Origin of the sequence: Gardnerella sp. DNF00753 (assembly GCF_049244275.1) — a bacterium.
Lineage (GTDB): Bacteria > Actinomycetota > Actinomycetes > Actinomycetales > Bifidobacteriaceae > Bifidobacterium > Bifidobacterium greenwoodii.
The window spans coordinates 937,600-958,587 of sequence record NZ_CP058393.1 but is presented as its reverse complement, the minus strand read 5'-3'; the positions used below and the strand labels follow the sequence as shown (position 1 = coordinate 958,587).

Annotated in this window: 12 protein-coding genes and 1 riboswitch; of the genes, 8 read left to right on the top strand and 4 right to left on the bottom strand. The window is 44.6% G+C overall.

Features of this window, described 5'->3' with window-relative positions:
* Positions 1-16 precede the first annotated feature (16 nt).
* The 5 genes from fmt to HXT33_RS04015 all read left to right on the top strand — a co-directional run bounded on the left by fmt (position 17) and on the right by HXT33_RS04015 (position 9,852).
* Positions 17-1,003 (top strand): methionyl-tRNA formyltransferase, encoded by a 987-nt coding sequence (gene fmt / locus HXT33_RS04035; protein WP_421786617.1) that lies wholly within the window; start codon positions 17-19, stop codon positions 1,001-1,003.
* A 17-nt stretch (positions 1,004-1,020) separates the two neighbouring features.
* The gene (gene serB, locus HXT33_RS04030; RefSeq protein WP_196218529.1) at positions 1,021-1,695 is read left to right on the top strand and encodes a phosphoserine phosphatase SerB; all 675 of its coding nucleotides are present in this window, start codon (positions 1,021-1,023) and stop codon (positions 1,693-1,695) included.
* Between the two features lie 342 nt (positions 1,696-2,037).
* Entirely contained in the window at positions 2,038-2,868 is an 831-nt protein-coding gene (locus tag HXT33_RS04025) for an inositol monophosphatase family protein (RefSeq protein ID WP_004137393.1), read from the top strand.
* Positions 2,869-3,233: 365 nt separating this feature from the next.
* Positions 3,234-9,140: a sugar-binding protein gene (locus HXT33_RS04020; protein WP_421786615.1), complete on the top strand. Its 5,907-nt coding sequence runs from the start codon at positions 3,234-3,236 to the stop codon at positions 9,138-9,140.
* A gap of 175 nt (positions 9,141-9,315) precedes the next feature.
* Positions 9,316-9,852, top strand: coding sequence for a peptidylprolyl isomerase (locus HXT33_RS04015; protein WP_419389068.1), 537 nt, complete (start codon positions 9,316-9,318; stop codon positions 9,850-9,852).
* 224 nt (positions 9,853-10,076) lie between these two features.
* Here the strand turns inward: HXT33_RS04015 and thiC are convergent, their stop codons facing one another.
* The 4 genes from thiC to HXT33_RS03995 form a co-directional block, all read right to left on the bottom strand.
* The gene (thiC, locus tag HXT33_RS04010; protein ID WP_421786612.1) at positions 10,077-12,737 is read right to left on the bottom strand and encodes a phosphomethylpyrimidine synthase ThiC; all 2,661 of its coding nucleotides are present in this window, start codon (positions 12,735-12,737) and stop codon (positions 10,077-10,079) included.
* Positions 12,735-12,838, bottom strand: a riboswitch (TPP riboswitch). Its footprint overlaps the gene before it by 3 nt.
* Before the next feature lie 119 nt (positions 12,839-12,957).
* Positions 12,958-13,638, bottom strand: coding sequence for a methionine ABC transporter permease (locus tag HXT33_RS04005; RefSeq protein ID WP_308583147.1), 681 nt, complete (start codon positions 13,636-13,638; stop codon positions 12,958-12,960).
* A gap of 1 nt (position 13,639) precedes the next feature.
* A complete protein-coding gene (locus tag HXT33_RS04000) occupies positions 13,640-14,440 on the bottom strand; it encodes a methionine ABC transporter ATP-binding protein (RefSeq protein ID WP_410296122.1) in 801 nt (266 codons plus the stop codon).
* 155 nt (positions 14,441-14,595) lie between these two features.
* Positions 14,596-15,429 carry a MetQ/NlpA family ABC transporter substrate-binding protein gene (locus HXT33_RS03995; protein ID WP_004137384.1) on the bottom strand — a complete coding sequence of 278 codons (834 nt, stop codon included), beginning with the start codon at positions 15,427-15,429 and terminating at the stop codon, positions 14,596-14,598.
* A 259-nt stretch (positions 15,430-15,688) separates the two neighbouring features.
* Between HXT33_RS03995 and HXT33_RS03990 the strand changes: the two genes are divergently transcribed.
* The 3 genes from HXT33_RS03990 (at position 15,689) to pflA (ending at position 20,922) form a co-directional block, all read left to right on the top strand.
* The gene (locus HXT33_RS03990; protein WP_421786609.1) at positions 15,689-17,386 is read left to right on the top strand and encodes an NAD+ synthase; all 1,698 of its coding nucleotides are present in this window, start codon (positions 15,689-15,691) and stop codon (positions 17,384-17,386) included.
* Positions 17,387-17,503: 117 nt separating this feature from the next.
* The gene (gene pflB / locus HXT33_RS03985) at positions 17,504-19,879 is read left to right on the top strand and encodes a formate C-acetyltransferase (RefSeq protein ID WP_004137380.1); all 2,376 of its coding nucleotides are present in this window, start codon (positions 17,504-17,506) and stop codon (positions 19,877-19,879) included.
* A 161-nt stretch (positions 19,880-20,040) separates the two neighbouring features.
* Positions 20,041-20,922 (top strand): pyruvate formate-lyase-activating protein, encoded by an 882-nt coding sequence (gene pflA / locus HXT33_RS03980; protein ID WP_016637030.1) that lies wholly within the window; start codon positions 20,041-20,043, stop codon positions 20,920-20,922.
* Positions 20,923-20,988: the final 66 nt, after the last annotated feature.

The window sequence follows — 20,988 nt, the reverse complement described above, 5'->3', positions numbered from 1 at the left end:
AAATAGTAGAGGAAATATGGCATTACCAATTTTGTTTGCAGGCACTCCGGAAGTTGCTGTTCCGTCTCTTCGTGAGCTAGCCAAAGATAGTGAGCATTTTGACGTTCGCGCTGTTATTACTCGCCCGGACGCTCCAACCGGTCGCGGCCGAAAGCTCGTTCCAAGCCCGGTAAAACAAGCTGCTCTTGAGCTAGGCTTGCCAGTAATCGAAATTGATCCTAGTAAAGACGAAGCTAACTTCCTTAATAAGCTTGCTGAAACTGGGGCTAAAGCTGCGGCTGTTGTGGCATACGGCAAGATTTTGCGACAGAACGTTTTAGACGCGTTGCCGCTCGGCTGGTATAATCTTCACTTTTCGCTTCTCCCGCAATGGCGAGGCGCAGCTCCTGTTCAGCGCGCAATTTGGGCTGGGGATGATATTACGGGCGCTACTGTTTTTCGCATTACGCGCGGCATGGATTGCGGCCCTATTTTGGCGCAGTTTACTACGAAAATTGAGCCTCACGAAAATTCCGGCGATCTTCTTTCTAGGCTTGCAATCGACGGCGCTCCTCTTCTTGCAGCATCTCTTCGCGGCATGGAAACTGGCGAAATCGTGCCGGTTGAGCAGGATCAGACTCCTCAAGAAGTTGCGCAAAAAATCACGGTTGAAGATGCTCACATTGATTTTCATGCGCCGGATTTTGCGGTTGACCGTCAAATTCGCGCATGCACGCCAAATCCGGGCGCGTGGTGCGAGCTTCATGCGGACGACGAGAATAATGCGGAACCGATTACTTTGCATGTTTTGCGCGCAAAGCCGGCAGACGCTAACGATCCGCATTCTGAAGAATTGATGAAGCTTGATCCTGGAAAATTGCTTGCCGGCAAAAAGCAAGTTTGGGTTGGTACTTTAAGCGGCGCGCTTGAGCTTTTGGAAGTAAAAGCGCAAGGTAAGAAAGCTATGAAAGCGGCAGATTGGGCGCGCGGAGCAAGGCTTTCTGCCGAAGCTTACTGCGCATAATTATTGTGCATAAAATTATGAGCATGAACTTTTCTTCTCTGTTGCCAACTTTAGCCAAGCCGGGGCTTTTGGTTATGGATGTTGACGCAACGCTTATTGAGGAAGAAGTTATTGATTTGCTTGGCGAGGAAGCTGGATGCGGCGATGAGCTTTCTGCGATTACAGCGCGCGCAATGCGTGGCGAAATCACTTTTGACGACTCGTTGCGTTTGCGCGTGAAGATGCTTCGGAATTTAAATGTTGACGAGTGCAAAAAGCATATTATTCCCAAAATTCACGTAACTAAAGGCGCGAATGTTTTAATTGACGAGCTTCATGCACACGGTTGGAAAGTTGGGGCAGTTTCTGGCGGTTTTCACGAAATTTTGGACGAATTGCTGCCGAGTTTGAATATTGATTTTTGTGTGGCTCACCATTTAGAGGCGATTGACGGCAAGCTTACTGGCAACGTGCTAGGAAATATTGTTAACGCTAACGCAAAAGTGGAAGCGCTTCGAGCTTGGGAGAGTGATCTTGGTGTTGAGCGCGAGCAAACTGTTGCCGTGGGGGATGGGGCGAACGATATTTCAATGATTAAATTCGCTGGATTAGGCGTGGCTTTTTGCGCAAAACCAGCGGTTCAAGCAGCTACTCCTTATCGTATTCTTACTCGCGATTTAAGCGCTGTATTGCGTTTCTTGACTGTGAATTAATACGTTTTTAGTGTTGCGCTCCAAACGTGGGGAATCTGTCTCGCGTTTGGATGGTTTGGGCTGGTGTATCGCTCCAAACGTGGGGAATTTTTGCATTTATAGAGCGAAAAGTTGATGAATGTACATAATCAATGTAAAATAATGAAGCAATGATTAATGATTAATGATTAATGATTATTTTTGTGAAAGTTCTGTAGCTTTTATCCACAGAGCATAAATGTGTTGGTAAATCTTTCTATTGATGAGTAAAATAACAGTTAGTTTTTGAGAGAAAAGTGTGCGTGAACGCAGAAGATTCGGGAATTTAAGTTGAAATTCGCGCACGAAGGTAGGGAGTGTAAGTTGAATTTAAGAGAAGTTGCGCTTGAAGTTGCGCGTATTTTGGAAGACGTTGGTAAGCACGCGTATCAGGATCAATTAAGTCCTCAAGATATGACGTCGATTGCATTGGGAGATCCTATGCAGTCGGAGTCTGGTTTTGGCGATAAGCTCGTGCGCTTTATTCAAAACCGTTTAACGTACGTGAATCCTTTCCAAGGTTTTTGGCGCACTAGGCCGGAGCATTGCAATCCGGGAGATCGTTTTTGGTGCGTTGGAAACGTTGACGGCGCTATTAATTTCAACCGAGACATGGCAGAGTGGACTCTTACAGTTTCGCTTTTTGAGTTTAACGATGAAGGTTCCGCTCGCCCTGTGCTTGGCGTTGTGCACGCTCCTGCATTGGGATTAACTTATTTGGCTGCAAAGGGCCAGGGTGCTATTCGCATTCGTAGAACTCCGCAGGGAGAAAAGCGCGAGAAGATTACTCCTTCCACAACTTCTACTTTGCAAGGATCTGTTGTGTGCTACGGAATGTCTTATATACCGGGCGAGTCTAAGCGCGCGCTTGACGTAGTTGCTTCTGTTGAAGAAGGCTGCCCTGCGGATATTAAGCGCATTGGGCCGGCTTCGCTTGACTTGTGCAAGGTGGCAGACGGCACTTACGACGCTTACTTTGAGCCTCATTTGCACCAGTGGGATATTCCAGCCGTTTCTGCTGGAGCTGTGGTTGTGCTAGAGGCGCAGGGTCAGGTTTGCCAGTGGGATGGAAGCCCCGTTCATTGGCGACGCGAAAATGACGTAGTTGCTTCTAACGGTTTGCTTATTAACGAGTTAAAGCCGTATCTTAAGTAAGCGTAAACTAATTTTCGCACGAATAACGCAATGTTAGTTTTGCTCTAAAAGTAGCAAAAATCACATATAAAAATGCTTGAAATGTATGAATTTTTGAGTAAAATACCCCTTGTGTTGGTTTCAGATTGCTAAAATTTGCTGCGCTTAACGCATATTAAAACGTTGGCACGGTGATTTAGCAGTATGATATTACTAATTGATAGGGAAAACGCTAATTTGCCGAGTTTGATTTAATACGCAAAATCTCTCGGTCGAATAAACGGAGTAAAAGAAATGATGAAGAAGAATAATATTAACGCAAATAGTTTCGCTGATTTACTTAAGTCTGCTAAGAGTACGTCTTATGCGCCACTATCCAAGAGTGTGTGCGCTGCAATGCTTGCTGGTGCAATGGTGCTCGGGGGGGGGGGGTATTCGTTTCTCCTGCGCCTGCGTATGCTGACGGTTATGTGAGTCCTGACGGAAACATTTACTACGGTTTTAAGTCAGATGCAAACTACAGTAAACAGCGTATTAAAATTGAAGTTCATTATTACCGCAACGAAGCTGATGCTGCAAATGATACGATTGCTAATCAAGATCCTCTCGGTAAGTTCGTACATGTAAAATACACTGCAAATCTTAACGATAAACAAGAATTTGATAGATGGGCATTCCGCCCAATGTGGTGGTACGGTGTTCCAGCTGGTTTAACTAACGTACACAATATTAACTACAGCCGTTTTGAGAACTATACTGATTACGGTACTCCTGCAGCTACTTCTGCTCCAGGTTCTTCTAATCCAGGTATTAGAAAAGATAGTGATAACGTAACTAAGCACTACAAAGACGCAAAGGACTGGAAGAGTATTTCCAGATTCTACGTTGAAGATCCAAGCAAGCTTAAGTCTATGAACGGCTTGGCTATGCTACTTGGTGTCGATGGTGGTAAAAACAATGGTTACGATTCTAACGGCACTACTGCAGGCAATTGGTCAGAATTCTACGATGCCACAAAGGGCATGCAAGGAATGTTTATCGACTGGGAATCTGCAGGTAAGCGCTTCTATGAGATGGATTACGTTGCAGAGTTGAAGGATGATGCATGGAAGAACCGTGACGAGCATCCTCTTCGTTTTGCTGCTGGCGTTTACCGTTTTGCTGGTAATTGGCATATTGCTACTGGTCAGATTCATCGCGCTCCAAAGATTGCAGACAGTTTGAAGGTTCAGTATCCAGCTTTGACGCCTGTTGCTAAAGCTGATGATCTTAATGATACTGAAAAGACCTCAGTTGAGAATGCTATTAAGAAAGCTAATAAAGACGTTAAGCATTTCAATGATCTTCTTGAAAAGATTGAAGTTGCTAAAGATGGTACTGCAACTCTTACTTTCCATGACAAGACAACAATTAAAATGCCTGGAAAGTTGCTTGTAGTTGAAGAGAAAAAAGACAACGTTAAGTTCCCACCCGTCTACCCAGCTCCTATGGGCGTTGTGGATCCGCAGAAGCTAAGCGCTGATGATCAGAAGGCGATTATTGATGGCTTTAAGAAAGCTAATAAAGACAAAGACTTCCTGAAAAAAGTTTCTACTACCGATTCAGACGTGTATAAGTTTGATAACGCTAAACAGGAGCTTACTATTACTTATACTGATGGATCTACAATCACAGTTCCTTATTCTTCTTTGGTGTATCAAGGACCAAAAATCGCCGATTGGGCGCCATATTCTGTGCCGGATATGATTACGGTTGATAACCTCACGAATATTACCGATACTGAGGTAACTACCATTAAGAAAGCATTCGACGATGCCAATAGTGGCTTGGATGTCTACACGAATGCGAAGACTAAGGACTCTACTGGTTACTTAACAATTGATAAAAGGACCGGCAATGCCACAATCAAGTGGGAAGACGGTTCTACAACAGAAATTGCTTCTTGGCAATTCTTGAAGGAAAAGGAAAAGACTGCACCTGCTCCAGAACCTTCAACGCCTGTTGCTGAAGAAAAAACATTTATTGTTGACGTTCCACCAACTCAAACTGTTGTGAAGTTTGACCCATTCAAAACAACGAGCGAAGAAATAAATGCAGGAAATGCTAAAACTCAGCTTGATAGTTTGAAAACTACACTTGCCAAGTATGTGAAAGACTCTGCTACTAAACAAAAAGTAGATGGTGTTACAGTTACATACAGTGTTGATAAAAATGGAGTTGGTCAAGTTACGTTCAGTAAGCAGGGTTATACTTCTAAGACTTATCCTATGGGTATTTTCTTTAAGAATAGTCCTCAAAGTCCAGCTTCCAAGCCTACTACTGAAAGTAAAACGCACACTGATACTGAAGATCAGAAAAATACATTTACATATAATGTTACAAAAATAGAATATGACGGAGAAAAACCAACCGCCCAAGACGCTACAAAGGCGTTAAAGCAATTTGTAACAGACAATTACGATAATGTATCTGAAGCTGATCTATCTTCTATTACTGATAGTGTTACTGTTAAAGCGACTTGGATTCCAAAAACTGGTACTCACAATATGGGTTCGTATGACGCTTCAGGTAGTAATTATGGACCAATGATGTCGTTTAGTATAGCAGGCAATGACTTTGGCATTAAGGTGCATGGTCACCCTTGGGATCCTGATGCTGACAATGGTCCCGATTGGAATTCTTCTATGGACATGGACCTGTTTACCATCAAGCCAGATGAATTATATGTCAAAAAGAGCGGTGCACATCAGCAGGATAATACGCTTGACAATCTAAAGAAGCAAGCTAAGGATCTTTTGACAAAGCGCAAAGGTGAGGGTCTTAAAGACTCTGATTTTGCTAAAGCTGGTATTGATAACCCTTCAAACTTGAATGACGGTACCATCAATGGCATGAATGAGAAGCAGCTTCGTGATCTTATTGCCAAGCTTACTAATGCCACAAAGGCGGAGTATAAGTACAATACAAATCCGTACGGGGTTGATAATCCAACGGCATCACCGACTGACGATGATTTCCAAGCTGCAGTTAAGCAATTCTTGAAAGCCAATTACGACGATAGTAAAGCAACTGAAGCTAATAAGATTGATAAGCTTACCTTCTTTGCTCCAAACACTGCAACTCTAACAGGTAAGGGTTGGACTCCAAAGGCAGGTACTTCCTGCTTGGAGCTTAAGTCAGATTCTGCAACGTATGGCATTACTACTGTGAGCATGAATAATGATGACAGCGCGAGTGCTGACTTTAAGAATGGCGATACTGTTCTGTTCACGGTATCTAAAGATAAGCTCTACAAGAAGAAGGCCGAGTCTAAGCCAGCTCCATCCGCTGAAGACCTCAAGAAGCTCAAGAAGCAGGCGAAGGAGCTTATCGACCGCAATCCAAAGCTTACTGAGGAGCAGAAGGAAGATTTCAAGAATCAGATTGATAATGCTGATACCAAAGAGAAAATCCAGGATATCCTCAAGAAGGCCAATGAGCAGGCTGGTAATAATAATGTAAAGCCTGGCGACATCAAGAAGAAAGAGAACGAAGAAAAGGAAAAGCGCGAGAAGGAGAAGCGCGAAAAAGAACAGCAAAATAAGCTTGCTGAAGATAAAACCAAAGCCAAGGAAGCTCTCAATTCTCTGAGCAATCTGACTACTGATGGAGATTCTGGCGATAAGAAGAAGTTATCAGATGAAATTGATAATGCTCAAACTCCTGAGGAAGTTAAGAATATTCTCGAAAAGGCCAAGGCGATTAACGACGCTCGAGGTGCTTTGAAGGAAGGCGCGCTTCCATTCTTAAGCCACGGCAAGTCTGATAGTAACGACGATAAGGCTCTTAAGGAGTTAATCGGTTCTGATCCAGCTAAGAAGGATAGCACGCTTACCGATTTGGAAAATGCCATTAAGGACATTTCCAATGCTCAAACTAGCACCATCCGTGCTGCTCTCGATGCTGCAACTCGCAAGAACGGCATTAACGAGCAAGCTGCAAGGCAGGCTGCTAACGCCAAGATTGCTGAGTTTGAGAATAAGCTTGAAGCTGCTGAAAAGGTTCTTAACGATAACACAACAATCAAAGCTGAAGATAAGACCAAAGCTACTACTGATATAGCGACTGCAAAGTCTGCTATAACAACCGCTAAGGAGTCTGTAAAGAAAGCTACCAAGCCTTCTGAAATGTTGACTCAGCTTACCAATGTTGAAACTAAGTTCAAGGACGCTGATGGTAAGGTCAATGATGCAGTTAACAATGCTCAGAAGGAAAACAAGAAGCAGAATACCAACGATCCTGATGCTACTACTTTCCAATCTGAGAAGGATAAAGCCAAGAAGGAGATTGACGGTATTACCGATTTGACTCCTGCAGAAAAGCAGAAGTATAAGGATCAGATTAATGATTCTACTCATAAGGGCGATCCTGAAGCAATTGTAAATCAGGCTAAGAAGCACAAGAAGATTGAAGCTGCTCTTAAAGCTATTGACAACTCCGAGCATTTGAACAATGCTCAGAAGGAAGCTTTCAAGAGGATTATTGAAGATACTGATGCTTCTGATCACAAGAACGCTGACGGAACAACTTCTGACGACATTGACGATGCGCTTGCCAACGCTGCAAACACCGATAATGCTATGGCTCGTCTTGAGAAGCTGAAAGAGATCGCTGATAAGTTTGCTAAGGGCGACAAGTATAAGGGTCTGCAAGAAGGCAATGAGCAAAAGAAAGCATTTGATGATGCCTCTACTGCAGCTGGTGCCGTGCTAGACAAAGCTAAGGGCGACGCCAAGAATGCTGATCAGGTTAATGATCTGTACAAGGATCTTCTTAATGCAATGCAGGCGATTGATGACAAAGTTAAGGGTGCGGGCGTAAGTACTGATGCACTTCAGGCTGAAGTAGATAAGGATTCTAAGCTTAAGCCAACGCAAGCTGATCCTAACGATTCCACTAAGCCGGGTACACCTGGCGATTCTCTGTACACGACCGCTTCCAAGGAGAAGAAAGAGGCATTTGACAAGGCACTATCCGATGCAGAAACTGCCCTGAAGACGGCTAATGACGATAACGCAAATCAAGCGAAGCCGGGCACTACTCCGCGCACTCCTGAGCAGGAAGCTGCAGCTCAAAAAGCAGTGGATGAAGCGCTTAAAAATCTTCAGAAAGCGCGCGAAGAGCTTGATGGTGTTGATACCAAGCCGTTGCAAGATGAGATTGGTAAGGATAGCAACGTTACGAACTCAGATAAGTATAAGTATGCTGATAAGTCTAAGACGGATGCATTTGATAAAGCACTTAAAGATGCACAAGACCTTATTTCTCAATTAGGTGATCTTGAAGGCACAGGTAAACAATACGCAGGCAAGTCTCAAAAAGAGAAGCAAGCTCTTGTTGATAAGGCTCTCCAGACTCTTAAAGATGCCGCTGCTGCTCTTGACGGTAAGAAACCAGTCGAGCCAACCCCAACTCCAACCCCAACGCCTTCTGTTGATAAGTCTCACTTGCAGCAGGGCATTGACAATGGTAGCGATGTTCATAAGTCGGATGATTATAATAATGCTCCTTCGGATAAGAAGCAGGCTTACGATCACGCTTTGGATCATGCTAACGAAGTGAACAATGATCCAAATGCAACTCAGGATCAGGTGAATCAGGCTGCTGAGGATTTGAAGAAGGCTGAGAATGATTTGAAGCCAACTCCAAGCCCGCTTCCTTCTCCTGTTCCTGGTGGCGCTGGCTTTGGTGTGAATGATAATGCGCCTACTACTGTGGATAAGGGCGAGTTGAACATTCAGATTGATAGTGCTGAAGCTGACTCTCAGCCTGGCAATGCTGGAGCTGGCAACAACAACGCTGGTAACAACAATGCTGGTAACGCAAACGCCAACGCTGCTAACGCCAACAACAATGCTGCTAATGCTGCAAATTCTGCTGCTGTGAATGCTGCGGTTGAAAATTCGCCGGCTGTGAAGCAGGCTGATGCTCAAGTTGCTAAGGCTCAGGCGGCTTTGGACTCTGCTTTGGCTGAGGCTAAGAAGGTTGCTGCTGATCCTAATGCAACTCAGGCTCAGGTGGATGCTGCAGCTCAGAAGCTTTCTGCTGCTCGTAAGGCTTTGGCGTCTGCTAAGGCTCATGCGGCTCAGGTGCGTGCTTCTGTGCGCTCTCAGGTGTTGAAGAGTGGTGTGTCTCAGCTTAGTAAGACTGGTAGCAACGTGTCTGTGATTGGCTTGCTTGCTACTGTTGCTGCGGCTGGTGCTGCGTTCTTCGTGAGTAAGCGCCGCGGAATCTCCCGCCACAGCAACAACTAGGCGAGAGGCTGCAAAGCCTGAATAGCCTGCAAAGCCTGCTGCTTTGCCAGACAATAAATAAATACTTGCCCCACTTCGCATCTTTCTTCACTCCGCGAAGTGGGGCATTTTCGTATGCGAATATTTTTATTTAACACGAATTGAAACAGTCACGAAAATATGGGAGAATTACCACATGACTACAGTTATTATGCATACTTCTGAAGGCGATATTAAAATCAACCTGTTTGATACCAAAGCGCCTGAAACCGTCAAAAATTTCGTTGGCTTAGCTACCGGTGAACGCGAGTGGATCGACCCATTCAGTGGAGAACCTTCGCATGAGCCATTTTACGATGGTTTAACTTTCCACCGCATTATTAAGGAATTTATGATTCAGGGTGGATGCCCACTTGGTAACGGAACTGGCGGTCCTGGCTACGAGTTTGACGATGAAATTGACACATCCTTGAAGTTCAACAAGCCTTATTTGCTCGCTATGGCAAATGCTGGAAAGCGTCGCGGTCGTGACGGTCGTTTGCATGGCACTAACGGCTCGCAGTTCTTCATCACAACCGTTCCAACTCCATGGCTTGACGGTCATCATACAATTTTCGGCGAAGTCGCTGACGATGAATCGAAGGCTGTTGTAGATAAGCTCGAGTCGGTTGCAACCGATCGCTCTGATGCTCCTCTTGAGCCTGTTGGCATTATTTCTATTGAAGTTTTGTGAAGTTTAAGCTGGTAAATAAATCAGCAATAAAAAAGCGAGCTTTATAGTTAAGCCCTGCAAGATTCCTTGCAAAACCTAGCTATAAAACTCGCTTCGGTTGTTCAACCTTCTTCTGTTATGCATTATCCATTGTAAGTATTTTATTCATTACTTTAAAAAGTAATTCGTGCGCTGTAAGCTCACATAAGCTTGCCTACAGCGCTTAAGTTCGCGCTTACTATAGCTTATTCTTTAACGCTTTGGTAAAGCGACGAGCCAGATTCCTGGAACTTCTTGCTCATCTCTTTCATGCCGTCAGCAATAGCCTGGTTTCGAGCTTCTTCAACAAGCTGTTCCTGCTGAGCTGCTCCACCAAAGCGCTTACGAATGTTTTGCGAAATAGCCATCGAGCAGAACTTTGGTCCGCACATCGAGCAGAAATGCGCCATTTTTGCCGGTTCTGCAGGAAGAGTATCGTCGTGGAAGGCGATTGCAGTATCTGGATCGTAGCTTAAGTTGAACTGATCCAACCAGCGGAACTCAAAACGAGCCTTACTAATAGCGTTGTCGCGATCCATAGCATGTGGATGATGCTTAGCAAGATCTGCCGCGTGGCAAGCGATCTTGTACGCAATTACGCCCTGCTTCACGTCGTCCTTGTTAGGCAATCCCAAATGTTCCTTAGGTGTTACGTAGCAAAGCATTGCCGTGCCGTAGCGCGCAATTTCTACGCCGCCAATTGCGGAAGTAATGTGATCGTAGCCTGGGGCAGTGTCGGTAGTCAAAGGACCAAGCGTATAGAATGGAGCATTCTGGCAAATCGCCTTCTCCATTTCAATATTCATGCGCACAGTGTCGAATGGCACGTGGCCAGGGCCTTCAATCATAACTTGCACATCATGCTGCCAAGCAATCTTAGTAAGCTCGCCAAGCGTCATAAGCTCAGAAAGCTGAGCAGCATCGTTTGCATCAGCCAAGCTACCTGGGCGCAAGCCGTCACCCAAAGAGAATGCAACATCGTACTTTGCAAAAATCTCGCACAATTCTTCAAAGTGCGTGTACAAGAAGCTTTCCTGATGATGCTGCAAGCACCATTCAGCCATAATCGAGCCGCCTCGAGAAACAATGCCGGTTACGCGGTTTGCAGTAAGCGGCACGTAGCGAAGAAGCACGCCAGCGTGAATAGTCATGTAGTCAACGCCCTGCTCGCACTGCTCAATAACAGTGTCGCGGAAAAGTTCCCAGCTTAGCTTAGAAGCGTCATCCTCAACCTTTTCCAAAGCCTGGTACATTGGCACAGTGCCGATCGGCACAGGGGAGTTGCGCAAAATCCATTCGCGCGTGGTGTGAATATCGTTACCGGTGGAAAGATCCATAACGGTATCCGCACCCCACTTCGTTGCCCACGTAAGTTTTTCAACTTCTTCGTCAATAGAAGAAGTTACGGCAGAATTGCCCATGTTTGCGTTGAGCTTAGTTAAGAAGCGAGAACCAATAATCATAGGCTCTGCCTCAGGGTGGTTAATATTGCAAGGAATTACAGCACGTCCGGCTGCAAGTTCGGAGCGAACAAGCTCTACGTCGCAATTTTCGCGAGTAGCAACATACTGCATTTCTGGGGTTACGATTCCGTGGCGAGCGTACCACATTTGCGTAATCGGATGATCCGCGCCCTTCATTGGCTTATGCGTGCGACCACGCCATTCTTTAGAAGCCTTACCGCGTTTAATTGCGCGCTTTCCGTCGTCTTGAAGATTGCGCCTGCGACCCTCATATTCCACAACGTCACCACGGTCGCGAATCCAGTCAAGTCGAAGCGGAGCCAAGCCTTCCTTAGGATCGCACTTTGGACCTTCAGTATTGTAGTCCTTAAAAGGCGGGTTAGGGCCAACGCCAGGAGTGTCCGAAAGCTTAATCTCAGTGTATGGAACTTCCAAATCGTAAGAACCGTACTCGTATTCAAAATGAACTGGAGTAGTTTTGCGAATATGAGCCTTGTCTCGCTGAGTGCATCCGCGTGATGCAATATCTACGCGCTGCTGCTTAGCTAACTTTGCTGCTTCTTTTGCTTCTTTAGCGTTAATAAAAGTTGGTTTCTTTTCTGCAGTTTCTTTAGATTCTGAGTTTGAAGCTTTTTCGTCAACAACTACGCGCTTAGCGTAGCCGTGCTTGCTTTCTTGGCGCACTGACTTCCAGCTTTCAACAAAATCATGCATTGTTGATTCTGGAGTTTGCGAAGCATAAATCGGTTCTGTAACGAAGAAGCCTGCAGCTTTTGTGCGAGCAATCATAGATACGTCTTCAAGCTGAGTTTTTCCGCCAACTAAAACTGGGAAATCGCTTGCGGAGCAAATCGTATTAATTTTTGCTTCGTCCAGCGTTGTGTGATTCGCTTCCAATTCGTAAGAGGCAGTAGTGTTTTCTTGCCCTTCTTCTGGGTTTCGCATTGCTGTTACGCAAATGTAGTCAATGCAACCATCTGGAAGCTCGTTAATAACCTTAACTAAGCTTTCTGTTTCAACTGTTAAACCAATAACAGCATCCTCGCCAAGCAAAGCGCGCGCTTCTCTAGGTTCCATGTCGCTTTGAGCTAAGTGAACGCCGTCAACTTTAATGCTTTGATTTCTAGCCTGCCAAGCAACATCAACTCGCTCGTCAATAACAAAAGTTACTGAATCACACTTGTTATTGTCTTCAATAATTTGTGCAATATCTCGAGCAATAGTTGTGATTTCTTTTGCGCTCTCATCATTTGCGTGCAAACGAATCAACGTTGCTCCTGCGCGCAAAGCATCATCAACAATATCGGTAAGCGGACGATTATTACAAGCTTTTGGGTCTGCAATAAAGCAGGCGGTGAGATTGAACTGATCACGCATTGATGCGTATGGATAATTCGAGGTCATACTAAAATCGTTGCTCCCTACGTTGTATTAACTAAACAGGTTCGAAGGGTTAGGCTTTGCCTATCTCAGCCTTCTAAAAGAAAGCACCCCTGCAAATGTCGAATTATCAGCCATTTTACACGATTACATGCACTTTTTATTAAAGGCATGTTGCGAAGACTTTGTTTTTGTAAAGTTTTCACAACATGCCTTAGTTTTACAAAGTTAGAGTTTGTAAGTTTTAGCGCTCGTGGTGATTTATAGTGCGTGAAATAAAATCTCCCAAGCTTTGCACAATTTGCACAAGAATAATGCAGAGCACCACGGCAACCGTCATAACATCGTACTGGTAGCGCTGGTAGCCGTAACGTATTGCAATATCTCCAAGTCCGCCAGCTCCAACTGTTCCAGCCATTGCACTAAAACCAAAAAGCGTTATGAATGTAAGAGCAGCGCCGCGAATAAGCGAAGGCAAAGCTTCCCAAAGCAGCACTTTGCACACAATTTGAAGTTTGCTTGCTCCAAAGCTTTGTGCAGCTTCAATTAAGCTTCCGTCAACTTCTGCCAAGGACTGTTCAACAATTCGCGCCACAAACGGAGCTGCTGTAATAACAAGCGGCACAATAGCTCCTGGAACTCCAAGAGATGTGCCAACAAGTAGGCGAGTGAACGGAATTAAAGCAACAAGAAGAATAATAAACGGCACTGAGCGCACAATATTAACAATCCAGCCAATAACAGCGCTTAAAGTTGCGTTTGGGCAAATGCCCTTTTTGCCCGAAATAATAAGCAGCACACCAATTGGAAGGCCAATTGCATAAGCTAAAAGTGTTGCCACAGAAGTCATTACTAAAGTATCTTGCACGCCTTCAATTAGTAAATCGCCATAGTTATCAATAAATTGTGTAGCAGTTTCTAGCATTTTACTTCACCTCGCCTGCAAGTGTGTAGTTTTCGGTAAAACTCTTCTTATTTCTATGATTTTCTACTTTGTCGTCTGCAATAAGCGTGCGCAAAATATCGCTTTGTGGATTTGCGAAAAGCTCTGCAGTATCTCCTAATTCCACAATATTTCCGCCGTCAATCATTGCCACACGGTCGCAAATATTTCTAGCAACTGCCAACGAGTGCGTAATAATAACGAGCGTCACGTTAAGCTCGCGGTTAATTCTGCGCAATAAGTCAAGTATTTGAGCTGTTGTAGTGGAGTCGAGTGCGCTTGTAGCTTCGTCGCAAAGCATAATCGAAGGATTATTTGCCAAGGCTCGAGCGATTGCTACGCGCTGCTGTTGTCCGCCGGAAAGCTGGCTAGGGTAGCGGTTAGCAAAATCCTGCAATCCAACCAAGTCAAGCAAATAGTGTGCGCGCTCTTCACGTTCTTTTTTTGGAGTGTGATTTAGTTCAAGCGGAAAAGTTACGTTTCGCAATACTGTGCGCTGCTGGAAAAGACTAAAGTTTTGGAAAATCATTCCAATATTCGCGCGAACTTTAGCAAGCTCTTTATCTTTTACTTCGCTAATATCGTTGCCGTCAATTATAACTTTTCCGGAAGTTGGCCTCTCAAGCAGATTCATGCAGCGCACTAATGAAGATTTACCGGCACCAGAAGAGCCAAGTATTCCGAATACTTCGCCAGATTCAATGGTGAGATTAATATCGTGCAATGCTTCATGCGCTTCGCTACCTTTTCCGTAGCTTTTATGAAGATGTTCAATCTGAATCATGCTTATTCCCTAACAGCTTATTATTCTTAGGATACTTTAGGTAAGTTCAATACTTAACTAAAATATCTACACTACGTATATTACAAACTAAAAAATACTAAAAATACTGCCGCAAAGCACACGCCTTGTGGCAGTATGTGGCTACTTTTTATTCTTTAGAAAACTGGAAGCACAGCGCCCTTATAGTTCTTATTAATATAATCGCGAACTGCACTTGTTTTCAAAGCTTTAATCAAGGCTTTAATCTTAGCCAGCTTTTCTGAACCCTTCTTTACAACAATAATGTTTTCGTAAGTTTTAGCGGCAACGCCACCAACTTTTTCGGAAGTAAGAGGATCCTTAGTTGGGTTAAAACCAGCCTGAATAGCGTAGTTTCCGTTCATTGCAGCAAGATCAACATCCTTAATAGCTGTTGGAACTGCAGACGGGTCAAGCTCCTTGAACTTCAAATTCTTAGGATTGCTCGTAATGTCGTTAACTGTTGATTTTACATCCTTTGGATTCTTCAACTTAATCAAACCGGCATCCTGAAGAAGAAGAAGTGCGCGAGCTTCATTAGAAGGATCGTTTGGAACTGCAATAGTAGCGCCGTTAGCCAAATCCTTAATGGTTTTTGTCTTTCCCGGGTAAAGTCCAAATGGCTCAAAATGTATTCCTGCAATTGAAATCAGGTGCGAGCCCTTTTCCTTATTGTAGTTGTCCAAGTATGGAAGATGCTGGTAGTAGTTTGCGTCAACTTCACCTTCTTCGGTTGCAGCATTTGGCTGAACGTAGTCGGTGAATTCCTTAACAACAAGCTTGTAACCTTCTTTTTTCAAAACTGGTTTCACAACATTGTTAAGAATTTCCGCATGTGGGGTTGGCGTTGCTGCTATGGTAATTGTCTTATCATCGCCGTTTGCGCCTTTAGTGCTTCCGCATCCGCTTAAAGCAAAAGTTGCGAGCGCTGCGAGTGCTGTGAGTGATGCAATAACTTTAATCCTGCGCATATTTTCTTCTCCTTGGTTTGTTTACCTGTTTGTTTGTTGTGTTTGTTGTTTGTTTTTTTTTTTATTTTGTTTTTACGTTTCTCCCCTTCGCGAGTAACGAGTTCTCAATATAGGCCAGAAAAATCAAGAATTCTACAATTTGCTTATTAGTAATATTTATGACGTGTTACTAATCCGCATGCTTACGGCATGGCTGGGGAAAAATAAGTTTTTCAACACGTCGCTTAATTGCGTAACGCATGCTATTAAACTAGTAAATATGAGTTTTTTGCGATTGGCATTAGCGCAGATAGATACCTGCGTTGGAAATATTGATAGCAATGTTGAAAAAGTGGTGAAATACGCAACTTGCGCCGCAAATAATGGTGCGAATATGGTTGTGTTTCCAGAAATGACATTAACCGGATATCCGATTGAAGATCTTGCTTTAAGAGGAACTTTCCGTGCGGTCGCGCAAAAAGCTGCAGAGTCTCTTGCTAAAAAACTTTCGGAAGAAGGCTTGGGTGAGCTTTACGTAGTAGTTGGCACTGTTGGTTTCGACGAATCTGCAGGAAAGCCTCGTAACCGTCTACTTGTTCTTCACAAAGGCGAATCAGTGCTTCAGTACGATAAGCATTTTTTGCCAAATTACGGCGTTTTTGACGAGTTTCGTATTTTCTCTTCCGGAAATAAGTGCGAAATTTTGCAGATTAATAATATGCGTCTTGGCTTTGCTATTTGTGAAGACATTTGGCAAGATGGCGGACCTGTTGCGCGCTTAGCAGAACTTGGTATTGATGCTCTTATAACAATGAACGGCTCTCCTTACGAGGAAGGTAAAACTCATGTGCGCTTGAATTTGGCTAAAAAGCGTGCTGAGGAAGTTCATGCTCCAGTTGTGTACGTGAATCAGGTTGGTGGCCAAGACGATTTAGTTTTTGACGGCGGAAGTTTTGTTGTTGATGTTGACGGAACTTTGCTTGAGCGCTCGCCAATGTTTGCTGAAGACTTGTCTTTTATTGATTTTGACACTTCGCTTTCTTCTCAAAAAACTTCTAGTATTGCTCCAAAACTGGATTCGGACGAAGAAGTTTACAGCGCTTGCGTTCTGGGTCTTCGCGACTACATGCGTAAAAACGGTTTTAAAGGCGTGTGCTTAGGTCTTTCTGGCGGTATTGATTCAGCTTTAGTTGCAACTATGGCTGCGGACGCGTGTGGCGGCGAAAATGTTCACGGAATTTCCATGCCGAGCATGTATTCTTCTGACGGCTCTAAGGATGATGCGTGCGATTTAGCAAATCGCATTGGTGCTCACTACGATGTGCAGCCGATTGAGCCTATTTTTAAGGCTTTTCAGTCTCAGCTTGATTTGCAAGGTGTTTCTGCAGAAAACTTGCAGGCTCGCGTTCGTGGAGTAATCGTAATGGCTTACTCAAATTCTCTAGGAGTGTTGGCGCTCGCAACTGGTAATAAATCAGAGCTTGCTTGCGGATATTCAACAATTTATGGAGATGCGGTAGGAGGGTATGCTCCTATTAAAGATTTGCTAAAAACGCGTGTTTGGGCGCTTTCTCGCTGGCGCAATCGTGCAGCTAAAGCCGGAGTAGGCGTTGGAATGTTAAAAATTGTTGGTTTTGAGGATGCTAAAAAGACGCAAGCTCCTAAAGACGGCATATTGATTCCAGTAAACTCTATTGTTAAACCGCCTAGCGCGGAGCTTCGTCCGGGGCAAAAAGATTCCGATTCTTTGCCTGAATATGAGCTTCTTGACCGTGTCTTACAAGCTCATATTGAGCATGCTCACGGAAGGGCTGATTTGCTTGCCGACGGTTTTGACTCTCATACGGTAGATACGGTTATGCGTTTGGTAGATCGCGCCGAGTGGAAGCGCAGGCAGTATCCGTTGGGTCCAAAAGTAAGCGCTATTGCTTTTGGTAGGGATCGAAGAATGCCTGTTACAACCGCTTTTCGAGAATAAAATGTGACATATCTCACTAGATTTCTTGCAAAACTCCTCGCGCACTTTTCTACGTATGCCTTAATATTGTTATTAAGACAGCGTGAAGGTGCGCTGCATTACAAAAGGAGCTTAAAAATGACATCGGTTGATGCTTCCGTTCTCAACGAAGAGGATCTTCGCACCAAAGCTTGGGACGGTTTTGAAAGTGGCAACTGGCAGAAAGATATTGACGTTCGTGACTTCATTTTGAAGAACTATACGCCATATGAAGGCGACGAAAGCTTCTTGGCTAATGCCACAGAAAAAACGAAGCACATGTGGAAGTATCTTGACGACAACTACTTGGCTGTTGAGCGTGAGCGTCGCGTATACGATGTTGAAACTCATATTCCTGCAGGTATTGACGCCATGCCAGCAGGTTATATTGAAAGCCCAGAAGTAGATAACGTAATCGTAGGTCTTCAAACTGATGAGCCTTGCAAGCGCGCTATGATGCCAAACGGCGGTTGGCGTATGGTTGAGCAGGCTATTAAGGAAGCTGGTAAGGAAGTAGATCCTCAAATTAAGAAGATTTTTACCGTTTACCGCAAGACGCATAACGATGGCGTGTTTGGTGTTTACACCAAGAATATTAAGATTGCTCGCCACAACAAGATTTTAACCGGTTTGCCAGATGCTTACGGCCGTGGTCGTATTATTGGCGATTATCGTCGCGTTGCTTTGTACGGTGTGAACATGCTTATTGAGTTCAAGAAGCGTGACAAGGATTCGATTCCATACCGCAACGATTTTACCGAGACCGAGATTGAGCATTGGATTCGCTTCCGCGAAGAGCATGATGAGCAGATTAAGGCTTTGAAGCAGCTTATTAACTTGGGTAACGAGTACGGTTTGGATTTGACTCGTCCAGCACAGACTGCTAAGGAAGCTGTTCAGTGGACTTACATGGGCTACCTTGCTTCTGTTAAGAGCCAGGATGGCGCTGCAATGAGCTTCGGCCGCGTTTCTGCATTCTTTGATTGCTACTTTGAGCGCGATTTGAAGGCTGGTTTAATTAACGAAACCGACGCTCAGGAAATTATTGATGCTCTTGTTATGAAGCTTCGTATTGTGCGCTTCTTGCGTACTAAGGATTACGACGCAATCTTCTCGGGAGATCCTTACTGGGCAACTTGGTCCGATGCAGGCTTTAGCGAGGATGGTCGCACTTTCGTGACCAAGACTTCGTTCCGTCTGCTCAACACTTTGACTCTTGAGCATTTGGGACCGGGTCCTGAGCCAAACATCACTATTTTCTGGGATCCAAAGCTTCCAGAAGCCTACAAGCGTTTCTGCGCACGAATCTCTATTGACACTTCTGCAATTCAGTACGAGTCAGATAAAGACATTCGTGAGCACTGGGGTGACGATGCTGCTATTGCTTGCTGCGTTTCACCAATGCGTGTTGGTAAGCAAATGCAGTTCTTCGCTGCACGCGTGAACTCCGCTAAGGCTTTGCTTTACGCTATTAACGGTGGTCGCGACGAAATGACCGGCATGCAGGTTATTGACAAGGGCGTTATTGAACCAATTCGCCCAGAAGCCGACGGTACTCTCGACTATGAGAAAGTTAAGGCCAACTACGAGAAGGCTTTGGAATGGCTTTCCGAGACTTATATTGAGGCTTTGAACATAATCCACTACATGCACGATAAGTACGCTTACGAGTCCATTGAAATGGCTTTGCACGATAGGGAAGTCTACCGTACGCTTGGTTGCGGTATGTCCGGCTTGTCTATTGCAGCGGATTCTTTGGCTGCCTTGAAGTATGCAAAGGTTTACCCAATCTACAACAAGGATGCTAAGAATACTGAAGGCCACGAGTACGAGTACATCGAAGGCGCAGACGACGATTTGGTGGTCGGCTACAAGACGGTTGGTGAATTCCCAATCTACGGTAACGACGATGATCGCGCCGACGACTTGGCAAAGTGGGTTGTAAGCACAGTTATGGGCCAGGTGAAGCGTTTGCCTGTGTATAGAAACGCCGTGCCGACACAATCAATTTTGACAATTACCTCTAACGTTGAATACGGCAAAAACACCGGTTCTTTCCCGTCTGGACACAAAAAAGGCACGCCGTACGCACCAGGCGCAAACCCAGAAAATGGAATGGATTCTCACGGAATGCTTCCATCTATGTTTTCTGTTGGTAAGATTGATTATGACGATGCCCTCGATGGCATCTCACTGACCAATACCATTACTCCTGATGGTTTAGGTCGAGATGAAAGTGAGAGGATTGATAACTTGGTCGGCATTCTGGATGCTGGCAACGGTCACGGACTGTACCACGCAAACATTAACGTGTTGCGTAAGGAACAGCTCGAGGACGCAGTTGAACATCCAGAAAAGTACCCGCATTTGACGGTGCGAGTTTCTGGCTACGCGGTGAACTTCGTGAAGCTCACTAAGGAACAGCAGCTCGACGTTATTTCTCGTACGTTCCATCAAGGATCAGTCTCTGACTGACTCATCTAATCTATGAGCGCCGGGAGCGAGCTTAGCTTCGCTCCCGGTTTACTTATTTGCATAACGGTTAGACGCAAGTTTACTGTTGCAACAGTTACACATTGCAATAGTTACACATTGCAATAGTTACACACAGTTAAATAAGTTTGGAGGGCAGAAAAGTGGTTGAAAATACAGCGTTTCGTACTACTACTCAGCATATGCTCAAAGAGTCAAAAGAGTATGCTCGTCAAACTTTAATGGGTGGACTTTCCGGCTTTGAATCTCCAATTGGGCTAGATCGTAAAGATCGCCTTGTTGCTCTTAAAACAGGCGATATTGGGTTTGTGCATTCGTGGGATATTAACACTTCTGTTGATGGCCCGGGAACTCGTATGACAGTGTTTATGAGTGGTTGCCCGCTTCGCTGCCAGTATTGCCAGAATCCTGATACTTGGAAAATGCGCGACGGAAAGCCAGTCTACTTAGATGCGATGATTAAAAAAGTTGACCGTTATCAAAGTCTTTTTAAGGCAACAGGCGGCGGAATCACTTTTTCTGGCGGCGAGTCCATGATGCAACCAGCTTTTGTATCTAGAGTTTTTCGTGCTGCAAAAGAAATGGGCGTGCATACTTGCTTAGATACTTCGGGCTTTTTGAATCGCAATTATACGGATGAAATGATTGACGACATTGATCTTTGCCTTCTTGACGTTAAATCCGGAACTGAAGAAACGTATAAAAAAGTAACTGGCGGCTTGCTTCAGCCAACTATTGACTTTGGTCAGCGATTGGCGAAGGCTGGTAAGAAGATTTGGGTGCGTTTTGTGCTAGTTCCAGGTTTGACCGACAGCGAAGAAAACGTTGAAAAAGTTGCTGAGATTTGCGATTCGTTTGGGGATGCTGTTGAGCATATTGACGTGCTTGGCTTCCATCAACTAGGCCGACCAAAGTGGCATGAGCTTAGGATTCCGTACCCTCTTGAGAATCAAAAAGGGCCTTCTAGAGCACTTAAAGAGCGCGTTGTAAACCAGTTCAAAGACCACGGTTTTGTTGTGTACTAGACTGAACCTCGATGCGTTTTAGGCAATTTTTGCGTATTGTATTGTTTTTTTTTTTTTTAAAGGATT

Excerpts from the sequence above, each read along its gene's own strand:
- HXT33_RS03995 (WP_004137384.1), bottom strand. The coding sequence starts at position 15,429 with ATGCGCAGGATTAAAGTTATTGCATCACTCACAGCACTCGCAGCGCTC.
- HXT33_RS03990 (WP_421786609.1), top strand. The coding sequence starts at position 15,689 with ATGAGTTTTTTGCGATTGGCATTAGCGCAGATAGATACCTGCGTTGGA.
- HXT33_RS04000 (WP_410296122.1), bottom strand. The coding sequence starts at position 14,440 with ATGATTCAGATTGAACATCTTCATAAAAGCTACGGAAAAGGTAGCGAA.
- HXT33_RS04005 (WP_308583147.1), bottom strand. The coding sequence starts at position 13,638 with ATGCTAGAAACTGCTACACAATTTATTGATAACTATGGCGATTTACTA.
- HXT33_RS04015 (WP_419389068.1), top strand. The coding sequence starts at position 9,316 with ATGACTACAGTTATTATGCATACTTCTGAAGGCGATATTAAAATCAAC.
- thiC (WP_421786612.1), bottom strand. The coding sequence starts at position 12,737 with ATGACCTCGAATTATCCATACGCATCAATGCGTGATCAGTTCAATCTC.
- pflB (WP_004137380.1), top strand. The coding sequence starts at position 17,504 with ATGACATCGGTTGATGCTTCCGTTCTCAACGAAGAGGATCTTCGCACC.
- fmt (WP_421786617.1), top strand. The coding sequence starts at position 17 with ATGGCATTACCAATTTTGTTTGCAGGCACTCCGGAAGTTGCTGTTCCG.
- serB (WP_196218529.1), top strand. The coding sequence starts at position 1,021 with ATGAGCATGAACTTTTCTTCTCTGTTGCCAACTTTAGCCAAGCCGGGG.